Below are 13,155 nucleotides of genomic sequence, written 5' to 3' on the forward strand. Positions count from 1 at the left end.
TATGTGCGGCTTTTTCGAGGTTGAGCAAGCCCCTCGCGACGTGAGCGACGCGATCGGCTGGGTGAAACGGCGTGGAAAAGTCAGGCGGGCGGCGGCCCGGCGATCATCCGGGCTGCGGCGCGAGTTCGGGCGCGCCGGGCGTCAGCACACGCGGCGGCATCGGGTTGCCGGTGGGCGCCGCGTGCAGCGCAAGCTCGCGGCTGCGCGCGTTCAGGCGCTGCAGCGCACGGAATTCGGACGGCGCCATCCCCTTCACCGCGCGGAACTGGCGGTTGAAGTTCGATACGTTGTTGAAGCCGGCCTGGAAGCAGATGTCGGTGATGTTGGCGTCTTCGGCGAGCAGCATCTGGCACGCGGATTCGACCCGCAGCCGGTTCACGTACTGGACGAACGGCATGCCCGTGTGACGGTGGAACGCGCGCGAGAATGCGCTGACGCTCTGCCCGGTCAGTTGCGCGAGTTCGGACTCGCGCAGCTCGGATGCGAGGTTCTTGCCGATATACGACAGCGCATGGCTGAGCCGCGTCGGCGTGACGTCCGCCTGGTCGTATGCGGGGCTCGCGAGCAGCGTGCGCTCGTCGGCACCGCAAAGCCGTTCGAGGATCGTCATGAACAGCGCGATGCGGCGCATGCCGCGCGCCGTCAGCAGTTCGTCGAACAGAGGCGCGATCGCGGCGCTGGTCGCATCGTCGAAACCGACGCCGCGCCGCGCGTCGTCGAGCAGCGCCTGCGCATCGCGGCATTCGGGAAACGCGTCCATGCAGCGGCGCACGAACGCCGGGGCGAACTGGATCACGAGGTTGCGGCGCTCGACGGTTTCACCTTCGGCCATGTCGCTGACCCAGTTGTGCGGCAGGTTCGGGCCGAGCAGCACGAGATGGCCGGGGCCGAACGAGCCGATGTGATCGCCGACGAAATACTTGCCGCGCGTCGCGACGATCAGGTGCAGTTCGAATTCGGGATGGAAATGCCAGCGGATCGTGCGATACGGGTAGCCGTGCGACCAGACCTTGAACGACTCGTCGCGTCGCACTTCGACCACTTCGAGATCGGGATGCATCATCTTGGCGTCTCCATTCCCATGTATCGCTGGCCGGCCTGTTCGGCGGTTCGCTCGTGCGCCGCGTGTTTCTCTTATTTCGCGCGGCGACCCCGACCGGTCGCATGGGAAGCAATGTAGGTCGATCGCGCGCGTGGCTCCACCAACTTTACGCCTGATTTCCGATACTTTTTTGCGCATTCCGGCCGCAAACGGCACCGGACGGCAAATTTGTGCAGCGCGCAACGGCACCGGGCGGGCAGCCGCCGGGCCGGGGCGATGCGCGCGCGCCGATGGCTTACGCGGCTGCGTGCTCACGCGCCGTGCGCACCTCGTATGCCTTCAGGTGGTTGTATGCGATCCGCAGCAGCGACAGCGCATCGGCCGCCTGCGGGTCGCGGCGCGCGAGCAGGTCGCCGATCACGTGATCGGCTTCGACGCGCGCATGGTTCTCTACGTCGCGCAGCATCGATGCGGTCAGCGGCGACGGCGTCAGCACCATCCGCTGCATCCGCTCGATCGCCGCCGGGTCGGGCCGGTGGCCGTTGTGTTCGGCGATCGCGCTGCATTCGCCGAGCATCGTCTCGAGCAGGCGACGGCCGTCCGGCGCGGCAAGAATGTCGCCGACCGAGCCGCGGAACAGCGACGTGCTCGCGGCGAGCGTCGCAAGGAATACCCACTTTTCCCACATCCGCGCGGCGATGTCGTCGCTGAGCGTCGCATCGAAGCCCGCGCCGCCGAGCACGTCGGCCACTGCGCGCACGCGCGGCGATTCGCCGCCGGCGAGTTCGCCGAACGATACGCCATGCGTGTCGTTCAGGTGCACGATACGCTGCTCGCGATCGAGCGTGGCCGCGATCACGCACAGCCCGCCGAGCACCTGCGCGGCGCCGAACCGGTCGCGCAGCACGTCGAGGTGACGCATCCCGTTGAGCATCGGCAGGATCAGCGTTTGCGGGCCGACGAACGGCGCGAACGACGCGATCGCATCGTCGAGGCTGTACGCCTTGCAGCTCAGCAGCACGAGGTCGAACGGCGCAACCCCGGCGCCGGCATCGCCCGCGCGCACGGTCTGCACGTTCGCGAGCGTCAGGTCGCCGCGCGGGCTGCGGATCAACAGCCCGTCGCGCGCCAGCGCGGCCGCGCGGCCGTCGCGCACCAGAAACGTCACGTCGCGCCCCGCCGCGGCCAGCCGGCCGCCGAAGTATCCGCCGACCGCGCCGGCCCCTACCACCAGAATTCGCATCGTTGCCTCCTTTCGGATTCGTTCGGCGCCGCGCCGCTGCCCGACCAGGCGCCCGGCGCGCGTAATCGCTCCGACAGTATAGCGATGCCCGTTATGCATATGCATAGATACCCGCGCCGACGTCGAAGGCATGAGCGACCGCACCGTTTCTAAGGGATTTCCCGCCTACGGCGACGCGCGTCGCCTGCCGTCAAGACACTTATCCCGTCACGCCGTTCCGGCGAGCATCCTCGACTGACCGACCCCATACCATGCGCAACCTTTCCCTGAATCAGAAACTCGCCTCGATGATCGTCATCCTGTGGCTCGGCCTGCTCGTGATCGCCGGGCTCGGCGCGTGGCAGACGCGCGCATCGATGACCGCGGACCGCCGCGACCAGCTCGCGTCGCTGGTCGCGCAGGCCGCGAGCGTGACCGACCACTACTACAAGCTGTCGCAGCAGAACGCGATGCCCGAAGCCGACGCGAAGCAGAAGGCGCTCGAGGCGATCGCCGCGATGCGCTACGGCGTCGACGGCTACATCTCCATCAACGACTCGAAGCCCGCAATCGTGATGCATCCGATCAAGGCCGAGCTGAACGGCAAGGACATGTCGAATTTCACCGATCCGAACGGCAAGCACCTGTTCGTCGAGATCGTGAAGGCCGGCAACATGGAGGGCGGCAAGGGCTTCGTCGAGTATCTGTGGCCGAAGCCGGGTGCCGACAAGCCGCAGGACAAAACCAGCGCCGTGCAGCGCTTCGCGCCGTGGGACTGGTATCTGGTGACGGGCATGTACATGAACGACGTGCGCTCGGCCGTGCTCGCGAGCATCGGCCGCTGGCTCGCGATGACGGCCGCGCTCGGCGCGATCGCGACCGCCGTGATGGTACTGGTGCTGAAAAGCGTGCGCGCGAGCCTCGGCGGCGAGCTCGAGGTCGCGCTCGACGCCGCGCAGCGCATCGCGCAGGGCGACCTGACCGCGCGCGTCGCCGTGAAGCAGGACGATCGCGGCAGCCTGCTGCATGCGCTGCACACGATGCAGGCCGGGCTGATCGACATGGTGTCGCGCGTGCGGATGGGCACCGAGAACATCAACGTCGGCGCGAGCGAGATCGCGTCCGGCAACACCGACCTGTCGCAGCGCACCGAGGAACAGGCGGCCGCGCTCGTGCAGACCGCGTCGAGCATGGACCAGATGACCGCGAACGTGAAGCAGAACGCGGACAGCGCCGCGCAGGCCGCATCGCTCGCCGGCCAGGCCGCGCAGGTCGCGACGCGCGGCAGCGCGGTGGTCGACGACGTCGTGCGCACGATGAACGAGATCACCGGCCGTTCGCACAAGATCGGCGACATCATCGGCGTGATCGACGGGATCGCGTTCCAGACCAACATCCTCGCGCTGAACGCGGCCGTCGAAGCCGCGCGCGCGGGCGAACAGGGCCGCGGCTTCGCGGTGGTCGCAGCCGAAGTGCGCTCGCTCGCGCAACGCTCGGCGACGGCCGCCAAGGAGATCAAGTCGCTGATCGTGTCGTCGAACGAGACCGTCGAACACGGCGCGACGCTCGTCACGCACGCGGGCGAGACGATGGCCGAGCTCGTGCAGTCGGTGCGGCGCGTGAACGAGATCCTCGACGAAATCAGCCATGCGTCGCGCGAGCAAAGCGCCGGGATCGAGCAGGTCAATCGCGCGGTGGGCGAAATGGACCAGGTCACGCAGCAGAACGCGGCGCTCGTCGAACAGGCGGCGGCCGCCGCGCATTCGCTGCGCGATCAGGCCGAAGCGCTGCGCGATGCCGTTACGCGGTTCGCGTTGCCGGCCTGACGGCGCCGGCACGACCCCGCACGCATACCCCCGTGCTCAAGCCGAGCCGCCAGCCCGCGGCACGGCCGCACCGATGCCGAGCCCCAGCCCGGCCGCCCGCTGGATCAGCTCGACGTCGTTGTTCGCGCCGAGCTTCTTCATTGCACTGATCTTCTGCGCGCTGACCGTCTGCTTGCCCTTGCTCAGGCGCTGCGCGATCGTCTTGATCGGCACGCCCGACAGATACAGGCGAATCACCTCGATCTCGCACGCCGACAGCTTCACGGGCGCCTCGCCGCGCTCGCCGATCGCATCGACCGCGCGCCTGACGCACGGCGACAGGTAGCGCCCGCCGCTGTAGCTCGAATGGATCGCCGTGACGATATGGCCGACTTCGTCGAACTTGCTGACGATGCTCACGCCGCCGATCGCGAGGATCGACCGGAAGATCAGCGGGTTCTCGTTGCCGACCAGCGCGACGATTCCCGCGTTCGGGCGCGTGCGCCGCAGCCAGTCGAACAGCGCGAGGCCGTCCATCTGCTCGTCGCCGCGGATCGAATAATCGACCAGCACGATGTCGCAGTCGACGCCGCCGAGCGACACGACCAGTTCGGCCGCACTCCGGTAGACCGCGACGAGTTCGATGGCGCAGGCGCTGCCGGCGATCTGCTCGATGCCGGCCAGCGTCAACGGCCAGTCGTACGCGAAAACGATGCGAACATTGAATTTCCTCATGCGCAGTTCCAGGTGGTTCACCAGCTGCGCGGCGCGGAACGCGCGCGGCCGGTTTGGCGTTGAAAGGATGTTCAAGATAATTTTATCCCGAAGATCGATTCCATGAAGCCGCGCGCGGGCGCGATATCGGACGGCATCGGGATTGGCGGCCGGGGACGTAATGCGAGTTTGATATTTGCGCCGATTCAGGCGCCCGACATCGGCCGGACGGCCGGCATTGAGCCCTTGCGGCCGGCCAGCAGGTAAAATTGCGGCGTTTGCATGCCACTCCGGGCACCCGGCGGCGAGCGACGCGCCGATGACGGCCGCGCGCCACTGCCCTTTTGCCGGCTATCCATACTCCGGCTGCCCGTACTCCCAGCTTTCCCCATGACCGAATCCGACCTGCAATCCGACGACACCTCCATCCACGAAGACGGCCTCTGGCGCGACAACGGCTGGACCGCCCGCATCATCAAGAACGAAGACGACGACGGCTGGGCCGTCGAGATGATCAAGGACGGCGAGTCCGAACCCGCGCTCGTCGGGCCGTGGACCATGGGCCGCGACAAGAAGAATCCGAAGCCGATGGACGCGAACGCGTTCCGCACGCTCGTGAAGACCGCGACCGAGGTGTTGATGCGGCACGAGCAGCAGCGGCGCGCGATGCTGCACAAGGAAGTGACGGTTCAGGGCGACGACGGGCAGGATGTGTCGGTGACGCTCGACATCGTGCCGGACGAGTTCGAGCCGTACGCGCAACTCAAGGCGTTCGATCCGTACGGCGAGCTGCTGGCCGACGCGAAGGTATCGGCCGGATTCAAGCTCAGCAAGGCCAGCGCCGAGCGCTGGGTCGCGTCGGGCTTCGAACGGCCGGCCTGACCGGGCGGCGGCGCGCGGTCAGGCGCCGGCGCCCTGCCGCGCGCGCTGCAGCCGGCGCTCCGCCAGCTTGCGCCGCACGAGCTGCTCGAACTGCTGCGTCGCGACCTCCGGATCGCGCGCGGCCAGCCCGAGCGCGTTGCGCGCGAGCTGGATCGGCGTCAGCACGATGCCCCACGGCAGCCCCCACCAGCCGAGCGCGGCCGATGCAAGCAGCGCGATCGCCTGCTTCTTGCGGCCGCAGCGGCGGCAGCACACGTGGCGCCGCGTCGCCCAGCGCGTGACGAACACCAGCGATACGACGCGATGCGACGCGTGGACGTCGACCGGATGCCCTTCGCGCAGGCAGATCGGGCACGGCCCGTACCGCCAGTCGTCGACGTACTGCCGGACCTTCGCGTCGGGCACCCGTTCGGCCTCGACGACGATCGGATGCGCATGCGCGCACGCCGGACTGCAATAGCGGCGGCGGTCGATCGACCGACCGCCGATCAGGAACGTCCTGCCGCAGTGACTGCACTCTGCCACGATAACCCCGGATAAGCGTGATACGCCGCATGCCGGCCGCGCGCATCGATGCGCCGGCGGTCCGGACGGGCCATTTCACGGTTTAACGGCCGCCGCCGCACGGTCTTGAGGGAACGCGCGCCACCGCGCGTCCGCCGTGCAGCCCGTGCGCGGTCATCAGGCGGTACAGCGTCGCGCGCGAAATGCCCAGTTCCGCCGCGACGTCCGCATGCTGGTGGCGGTGGCGCAGCAGCGTTTCCTCGATCGCGCGCCGCTCGGCCTGCCGGCGCACTTCGGCGAGCGTCGGCGGCTGCCGCGACGCGTACTGGTGCAGTTCGAGATCGGCGGCCGAGATCATCGGGCCGTTCGTCATCACGATCGCGAACCGGATCCGGTTGATCAGCTCGCGCACGTTGCCGGGCCACGAATAGTTGTGGATCGCCTCGACCGCGCACGGCATGAAGCCGCGAATCCGGTACGAACTGTCACCGCGATAACGCCGCAGCACGTCATCGGCGAGCAGCATGATGTCGCGACCGCGCACGCGCAGCGGCGGCTCGTCGATGCGCAGCACGCACAGACGGTAGTACAGGTCGGCGCGGAACCGCCCCGCCTGCATCGCGGCCTCGAGATCGACGTGGGTCGCCGACACGATCCGCACGTCCACCGGGATCGACGCGTGCCCGCCGAGCCGCTCGATCCTGCCTTCCTGCAGGAACCGCAGCAGGCTCGCCTGGCTCTCGAACGGCATGTCGCCGATTTCGTCGAGAAACAGCGTGCCGCCATGCGCGGCCTCGATGCGGCCGACCTTGCGCTGGTGCGCGCCCGTGAACGCGCCGCGCTCGTGACCGAACAGTTCGGCCTGCAGCAGCGTCGACGGGATGGCCGCGCAGTTCACGGCGACGAACGGCGCCGCGGCGCGTGCCGACTGCCGGTGGATCGCCGCCGCCGTCAGTTCCTTGCCGGTGCCCGATTCGCCGGCGATGAACACGGTGGTATCCGTGTCCGCGACCTTGCGGATCGTCGCGAACAGCCGGCGCATCGCGTCGCACGAACCGATCATCGTGCCGCCGGGCGGCGCCTCCGCGGCCGGGTCGCCGTCCGCAAGCTTCAGCATCCCGTACGCATGGCCGGCGAGATAGCCGATCGTCGTGTAGGCCGTCGCGTTGCTCACGTAGTCGAAACAGCAGTGGCGGATCAGGCGTGCGATGGAAATGTCGCGCAGCCGCTCGCCGTCGGCGAGCGCAACCCAGCCGACGCGCGGGTCGCGCAGCAGCGTCTCGAACGACGCGACGTCTGGCGACGCGAAGCTGCCGAAATCGACGATGCCCGCGTGCGGGCGGTTCGCCTTGACGAGATTCAGTGCGTCCGCAACGGTTTTCGCGCGCCATACGTCCCAGCCGCGCGACGCGAGACAGTCGGCGAGCGCTGCATCGTGCCGCTGCGACAGGTAGACGAGCGGCCGCGACGGCACGACATGGTTGCACCGGATCGCGAGAAACGGCATCGTGCCGGCCTCGCGTTCGACATCCGGTGGGCCTGACACTCTGATCTGGCAGCTATGGTTCACGATGGCCTCGCCGCTTTGGGTTGTATGTCGGGACGGCCGTTGCCGGATCGCGTGTGACGGGGTCTCGTGGTCCCGCGGCGCGGCGCCGGCCTGTCCTCGAATTGACGCCGTGTTACCGGCAGAAAACGACACGCTGCATGTAGATCTGCGGCTCGACGACCGGCTTCGCCGCCCGGTTCAGATCGTCGCGATAGGCTCGATAGGTCTTGCCGTTCACCGTCACGTCCGTCGCGCGGGCCGTCTCGATCCTGTCGAGCCCGTTGCTCTGCCACTCGCTTACCCTGCCTGCCGCCGACACGCTCGACTCGCCGGCGATCTTCTGCGTGATCGCGCTGCCGTCGCTCCACGGCTGCGTCTGCATGTCCTCGGCGTGCTGCATCGCGCCGACCGTCTTGCCCGTCGGCGTCGGCCCGTTCTGCGCTGCGAACGGCGCGCCACGGCCGTACACCGGCGATCGCCACGACGGCGCGTGACCTTCCTCGGGCATCATGTAAATCATCTGCGGGTCACCGACCATCATCATCGGCACGCATGCCGTGTTGTCGGGTCGGCCGAGCGTCGTCAGCGCCTGCTGGACGCTCGCGGCGTTCGCGAGGGTCTGCTCGCTCAGGATGACGAAGACCGCCGGATTCTGAAAAACCGACTGCGCAGCGGCTTGCACGCTGACCAGCAGCAAAGCGACCAAAAAGATCCTCATGATTGAGGCCTCCTTGCATCCTCGTCATGCAAAAAGAGGTGTTGACCTCGGGGATCGGACCAACACCCGTCAAACCGGGAACGACCGTCGCGCATCGGGTCCGAACGGCAGCCGTGCAACCGCGTTCCGGTCACACGGCTGCCCGACCCGCGTGCTTACGACGACGTGCTCGTCGAGATGACCGCCGGCGCGGCCGGTGCAGCCGGTGCGGCCTGCTGGTCGACCGTGGCCGGCGGCAACGCCTTCGCCGGATCGGTCAACGCCGACGTGTCGGCAGGCTGCGCAGGTGCGGCCGCGGATTCGACCGCGTCCGGCACCTTCGCGTCGGCGGCCGGCATGTCGGCTGCCGGTGCGGCCATCGCAGCGTCCGCCGCCTGCGGCGCTGCGCTGGTCACGGCCGGCGCGGCTTGCGCGCTGTCCGCCACCTTCGCATCGACTGCGGGCGCCGCGACGACGGCAGCAGCCGGCGCGGCAGCGGCTTGCGCTGCGTTGTCGGTCGCGGCCGGCATCGGCTCCGGCGCCTTGTCGGCGACAGCCGGTGCAGGCTCGGGAGCCTTGTCGGCGACAGCCGGCGCAGGCTCCGGCGCCTTGTCGGCGACAGCCGGCGCAGGCTCCGGCGCCTTGTCGGCGACAGCCGGCGCAGGCTCCGGCGCCTTGTCGGCGACAGCCGGCGCAGGCTCGGGAGCCTTGTCGGCGACAGCCGGCGCAGGCTCGGGAGCCTTGTCGGCGACAGCCGGCGCAGCGACGATGGCCGCGGCGGGAACCGCACTCATCGCGACCGGCGCAGCAGCGGCCGGTACGACAACTGGCGCGACAGCCGGCGCGGCGGCAACCGCCGGCACTGCCGCGGCAACCGGCGCGGCAGCAGCGGGCACGACGGCAGCCGCTTGCGACGCCTTCGCGGCAGCCGCCGGCACGGCATCCGGCACCTTGCTGGCGACGGTCGGCGCGACGGTCGCCGGCACGGGCACCGGGACCGGAATCGGCGCCGCCTGCACCGCGGTCGTCGCCACCGGGCGCGCCTGCGCCGGCGCCGGCGCGGCTGCGTCGAGCGGCGGCAGGCCCATGCGGTTGCGCACGATCGGATCGTGATACTTCACGTCGTCGGCGACGGTCGCTTCGACGCTGGGCGCGACATTCGAGCGTGCGAGCGGCGCGGTCGTACCCGGGCACAGGTGCCCGGTCGCTTCCACCGCGCGCCGGTTCGCGTCGCTCTGGCAGAGCAGCGCGAGCGCCACGTCGGTCAGGCCCATCGCGCGAAATTCACGCGCATCGAGACGACGGACGCAGGCCTGGTCGACCAGCGTCGTGCCGCCCGTCGCACCGAACCCCGGGAACGACACGCCGACGCTCACCGATCCCATGCAGGTATCGGACAGCGTGGTCGTAAGGCCGGGCGCCTGGATGGCCGGGTTCGTCTTGATCGTCTGCGTACCCGAGTAGTTGACGTTTTCCGATATCTGGGTGTTGTACGGGTTGGTGCCGGGCGAGCCGGGCGCCTGGAGCGAGCTCACGCTCTGCGGCGTCACGTTCGAGCCGCCGCTCGTGCTCGATGGCATCGTCAAGCTCACGTTCACGTTCGAATTGCCGCTGCCGCGAACCCCGCTGCTGCTGGCGGCATTGCCGCCGCGCGAGCTCGTGGTATTGGTGTTCGTGCTGATGCTCGAGCCGCCGCCCTGGCCGATCGCCGTCGACGACGTCGAGGACTGCGCGCTCGAAGTCGAGTCGGCTGTTTGCGCCTGGGCGCCGATCGTGGTCATCGCGAACATCGCCGCGCATGCCACCTTGATTCTGTTGCTGTTCATTTCACTCTCCGGACGAGGTTTTGACCTCCCACCCAGGCAACCGTACTAATTCCCCTGAATGACTTCAGTCTTTGCTGCTTCCCCGAACTGCTTCCAGCCGCTGCCCAGCTGGGACCACGAGCCGGCCGACATGCCCTGCCACTGCTGGGCGCTCGGTCCGCCGATGGCACTGCCCGACGAAAGCGTTTGTCGTTCTGACGGTTTGATTGTCTGGTCAGGGTTGTTTGACGTCTGCATATTCGATTGCACACCATCGGCAGCACGGTCAGCGCCATACGCCGTCAGAGACGCGAGCATCAGAGCGGCGGCAATCAGTTTCTGCTTCATGCCAACTCCTTACGGGGCAACAATGTGGGAAAAGAGACCAGCGTCGCTGGGAAACTGGTCCCCCCACACCTGACTAATGACTGCTTCCGGTCGCGCTGGAACTGCCCAGGCTTCCGCCCGATGCGGACGGCGAGCCGGCCGGGCCGGTACTCCACACGGTCGACGAGTTGTAGTGATTCGAACCCGTGATCGCGCCTGACCCGCCACTGCCCGTGAGCCCGGCGGCACCCGCGTTGGCAATGCCCTGGTCGTTCGCACCCGTAGCCGTATAGTGGTTCGCGCCGAGTACGATCGTGGCGGTCACCCCTCCCGACAGCGCATTCGCGTTCTCGTTCGTGCTGCCGTTTCCGCCGAACGAGCCTGCGGCACCGATACCGCCGCCTGCCGCGAACGCGCCCCCGTTCATGCCCGAACCGCTGGCCGTCGAAGTCGAGTTGTGAAAGGCGGATGCCGTGCCGGTGGAACCAGCGGGTGTGACGGTGCTTCCTGCATTCGCGCCCGCCGTCGAAGTCGAATTGCTGGTATAGCTGCCGGACCCGACCAGCACCGAACCGGAAACACCCGCTGCAACGGATTGCGTCTGGTTGGTGGTGGACGAACCGGCTGCCCATGCAGCCGACGATATGACGGTGAGCGCTGTCGCTAATATGACGTTGGCTTTCATAGCAATCCCTTGCTGTGAGGAAGTTCGGCGGTGGCGGAGCCGGGCCTGCCCGCATACAGCGAAACCCGGCATCCGTACCGCCAGCCAATGACGAACGCTACGCGCCGCGGCTCAGTGGTGAAGCGTCCAGCCGATCGAGCCGGCATTGGCGCCGCTCGTGCCACCAGCCTGCGCACCACCGAAGCCGAAGCCGCTGACCGACGATGATTGCGTGTGGTTGGTGTACGAGATCGAACCGCTGCCCGGGCCGCCGGCAACCGCAGCGGCTGCGCCGAGTGCCGCGCCGGAATCGGTCGCGGTGAAATGACCGAACCCGGCAACACCGGCCATCGTCGAACCGCCGCTCGTCGAGTTGCTGCTCGACACCGTGCCGCTGGCTGCGAATGCTGCACCCGAAACGGCCAGAACTGCTGCTGCAATGAGAAGCTTCTTCATGGTCGACTCCATAACGGCGTGGACGAAATGAGCCGGGAAGATTGCACGCCATCAATCTTCCTGACTTGAGCAATCCTAAAAAATAAGGATCACTATCAAATTACGAGACTCCTGTTTTCCTTTAAATCCAACTACCTTGGATTTTTTGGCAAGCCGAATTTTATTTTTTTCGCTTCCAAGTTATCCAAACTTTATGGATTCGTGTTTTCAATTATTTTTACTAATATTGATCATTTCACGAAAACACACTAATTCGGCGAACCGGAATGACGAACACACATTTCCGGCCCGCGATTTTCGACACCGGCCGAAAACAAATGCCGGCACTGGCATCCGTTTCCGGAATCTAAAATGCGCGAATACATTTGCCACCGAAAAATGCAGCGCCGCTAAAAATGCGCTCTTTAGCCGAGCGAAAAATGGCCTGCATTGCAGCTAGACGACATGTCTGCTCCCCGAGGGAGCGACGAAAGGTTTCCGGATAATCCGGCCGACAGGCGTTCGATCTATTCCGGCCGGCGCCGGTATTGACCCGGCGCGATCGAAACTGCCTTGCACGGTTGAAGACGAATCGGCGTCACGCTGTCCGGCACGAACAGGCTGACCCATCCGGGTGAACTGAATGAAGGCGAGCACCGCTGTCGCCTGGCTGCCGCACGGAGCGACAACCGCTCCAGCACGCGGAGCGCGCGGAGGGCAGGAAATCGGCGAGGCGCGACCCGCGGCGCTGGCACTGCGTCGCAAGCGATACCCCGAACTTTCCGACTACCCCTTTGGTGCGCAAAGAACGCGCCGATCAAGCCACTGCTTATAGTCTTCATTGCCGTTTCCCCGACTGGCTTATTGACGAGTTGGCCGCCCCCACATCGTTGTTGCATCGTGTCGACCGCTCGCCGGTGCATCCAATACCGCAAGCAGCGTGCCACGCGTTATTCCACCGCTCATTGCGAGCGTCGAACGGCCGCCGCGCCGGCTCGAATCGCCGGGAACGTAACTTTATGTTTCAGGAATGTATCGCGACAACAGTCGGGCACACGCGCCGATCGTTGCGCATCGCGAAGCAATACCACGATTTGACGGACGAATCCGGCACGCCAGCCCTCGCCGGACGGCCAGGTGAACGAGTGTTTCAGACTTGAGAAGCGCGCAGTCACGCATCGCCCGCTGCTTCCGTTTTTTTCGCTTGCGAACCGTGCGTCGCGACACGTTCGGCCGGCCTCCAATGCCCGGACGAACGGGAATCGAAGCGTGCGGCGCCCCGTCCTGCAAGCCCGCGCGGCCGCCTCCGATGTGCCTGCGACACGCATTCGTCTCGACCGGCGAAATGATTTTGATTCAACCTTGAAAATACCGACGCGATCGTGCGTCATGAGTTTGTCATCTAGACCATTACCGGCGTAATAACTAAAACAAATGAAAACGCGCAATCCAGACCGAAGCCGGCGCAACGGTTTTTCATTTTCATTCGCCCCCTTCACACCTTGAGCC

13 protein-coding genes are annotated in these 13,155 nt (G+C 66.9%); 3 read left to right on the top strand and 10 right to left on the bottom strand.

Features of this window, described 5'->3' with window-relative positions:
- Positions 1–103: 103 nt before the first annotated feature.
- Positions 104–1,063 carry an AraC family transcriptional regulator gene (locus DM992_RS21615; RefSeq protein ID WP_111018563.1) on the bottom strand — a complete coding sequence of 320 codons (960 nt, stop codon included), beginning with the start codon at positions 1,061–1,063 and terminating at the stop codon, positions 104–106.
- Between the two features lie 274 nt (positions 1,064–1,337).
- The gene (gene panE, locus DM992_RS21620; RefSeq protein ID WP_072442349.1) at positions 1,338–2,285 is read right to left on the bottom strand and encodes a 2-dehydropantoate 2-reductase; all 948 of its coding nucleotides are present in this window, start codon (positions 2,283–2,285) and stop codon (positions 1,338–1,340) included.
- 251 nt (positions 2,286–2,536) lie between these two features.
- On the opposite strand from panE, the gene DM992_RS21625 reads away from it, so the two are divergent.
- The gene (locus tag DM992_RS21625) at positions 2,537–4,090 is read left to right on the top strand and encodes a methyl-accepting chemotaxis protein (protein ID WP_111018564.1); all 1,554 of its coding nucleotides are present in this window, start codon (positions 2,537–2,539) and stop codon (positions 4,088–4,090) included.
- Positions 4,091–4,126: 36 nt separating this feature from the next.
- Here DM992_RS21625 and DM992_RS21630 read toward each other — a convergent pair whose 3' ends face one another.
- On the bottom strand, positions 4,127–4,804 hold the full coding sequence (locus tag DM992_RS21630; protein WP_111020340.1) for a LuxR C-terminal-related transcriptional regulator: 678 nt from the start codon (positions 4,802–4,804) through the stop codon (positions 4,127–4,129).
- 369 nt (positions 4,805–5,173) lie between these two features.
- On the opposite strand from DM992_RS21630, the gene DM992_RS21635 reads away from it, so the two are divergent.
- Positions 5,174–5,665 carry a hypothetical protein gene (locus tag DM992_RS21635; protein ID WP_111018565.1) on the top strand — a complete coding sequence of 164 codons (492 nt, stop codon included), beginning with the start codon at positions 5,174–5,176 and terminating at the stop codon, positions 5,663–5,665.
- Between the two features lie 18 nt (positions 5,666–5,683).
- On the opposite strand, the gene DM992_RS21640 is transcribed toward DM992_RS21635, so the two are convergent.
- The 4 genes from DM992_RS21640 to DM992_RS21655 form a co-directional block, all read right to left on the bottom strand.
- A complete protein-coding gene (locus tag DM992_RS21640; RefSeq protein WP_111018566.1) occupies positions 5,684–6,190 on the bottom strand; it encodes a hypothetical protein in 507 nt (168 codons plus the stop codon).
- Positions 6,191–6,272: 82 nt separating this feature from the next.
- Complete coding sequence (locus tag DM992_RS21645) at positions 6,273–7,739, bottom strand: sigma-54 dependent transcriptional regulator (RefSeq protein WP_111018567.1); 1,467 nt, start codon at positions 7,737–7,739, stop codon at positions 6,273–6,275.
- A 112-nt stretch (positions 7,740–7,851) separates the two neighbouring features.
- The gene (locus tag DM992_RS21650) at positions 7,852–8,436 is read right to left on the bottom strand and encodes a hypothetical protein (RefSeq protein WP_111018568.1); all 585 of its coding nucleotides are present in this window, start codon (positions 8,434–8,436) and stop codon (positions 7,852–7,854) included.
- Between the two features lie 155 nt (positions 8,437–8,591).
- A complete protein-coding gene (locus DM992_RS21655) occupies positions 8,592–9,995 on the bottom strand; it encodes a chemotaxis protein CheA (RefSeq protein ID WP_239511425.1) in 1,404 nt (467 codons plus the stop codon).
- Here DM992_RS21655 and DM992_RS42845 point away from each other — a divergent pair.
- Positions 9,982–10,290, top strand: coding sequence for a hypothetical protein (locus DM992_RS42845; RefSeq protein WP_239511426.1), 309 nt, complete (start codon positions 9,982–9,984; stop codon positions 10,288–10,290). The genes DM992_RS21655 and DM992_RS42845 overlap by 14 nt on opposite strands.
- On the opposite strand, the gene DM992_RS21660 is transcribed toward DM992_RS42845, so the two are convergent.
- From DM992_RS21660 to DM992_RS21670, 3 genes are all read right to left on the bottom strand, one after another.
- Positions 10,287–10,568: a hypothetical protein gene (locus DM992_RS21660; RefSeq protein ID WP_111018570.1), complete on the bottom strand. Its 282-nt coding sequence runs from the start codon at positions 10,566–10,568 to the stop codon at positions 10,287–10,289. The two genes, DM992_RS42845 and DM992_RS21660, sit on opposite strands and share 4 nt — an antisense overlap.
- Positions 10,569–10,641: 73 nt before the next feature.
- Complete coding sequence (locus DM992_RS21665) at positions 10,642–11,232, bottom strand: hypothetical protein (protein ID WP_111018571.1); 591 nt, start codon at positions 11,230–11,232, stop codon at positions 10,642–10,644.
- A 111-nt stretch (positions 11,233–11,343) separates the two neighbouring features.
- A complete protein-coding gene (locus tag DM992_RS21670; protein ID WP_111020341.1) occupies positions 11,344–11,667 on the bottom strand; it encodes a hypothetical protein in 324 nt (107 codons plus the stop codon).
- Positions 11,668–13,155 lie beyond the last annotated feature (1,488 nt).

The sequence above is a fragment of the Burkholderia sp. JP2-270 genome (assembly GCF_003233675.1).
GTDB lineage: Bacteria > Pseudomonadota > Gammaproteobacteria > Burkholderiales > Burkholderiaceae > Burkholderia > Burkholderia pyrrocinia_C.

Coding starts and splice junctions, on each gene's coding strand:
- DM992_RS21615 (WP_111018563.1), bottom strand. CDS start 1,063: ATGATGCATCCCGATCTCGAAGTGGTCGAAGTGCGACGCGACGAGTCG.
- panE (WP_072442349.1), bottom strand. CDS start 2,285: ATGCGAATTCTGGTGGTAGGGGCCGGCGCGGTCGGCGGATACTTCGGC.
- DM992_RS21625 (WP_111018564.1), top strand. CDS start 2,537: ATGCGCAACCTTTCCCTGAATCAGAAACTCGCCTCGATGATCGTCATC.
- DM992_RS21630 (WP_111020340.1), bottom strand. CDS start 4,804: ATGAGGAAATTCAATGTTCGCATCGTTTTCGCGTACGACTGGCCGTTG.
- DM992_RS21635 (WP_111018565.1), top strand. CDS start 5,174: ATGACCGAATCCGACCTGCAATCCGACGACACCTCCATCCACGAAGAC.
- DM992_RS21650 (WP_111018568.1), bottom strand. CDS start 8,436: ATGAGGATCTTTTTGGTCGCTTTGCTGCTGGTCAGCGTGCAAGCCGCT.
- DM992_RS21655 (WP_239511425.1), bottom strand. CDS start 9,995: ATGCCATCGAGCACGAGCGGCGGCTCGAACGTGACGCCGCAGAGCGTG.
- DM992_RS21660 (WP_111018570.1), bottom strand. CDS start 10,568: ATGAAGCAGAAACTGATTGCCGCCGCTCTGATGCTCGCGTCTCTGACG.
- DM992_RS21665 (WP_111018571.1), bottom strand. CDS start 11,232: ATGAAAGCCAACGTCATATTAGCGACAGCGCTCACCGTCATATCGTCG.
- DM992_RS21670 (WP_111020341.1), bottom strand. CDS start 11,667: ATGAAGAAGCTTCTCATTGCAGCAGCAGTTCTGGCCGTTTCGGGTGCA.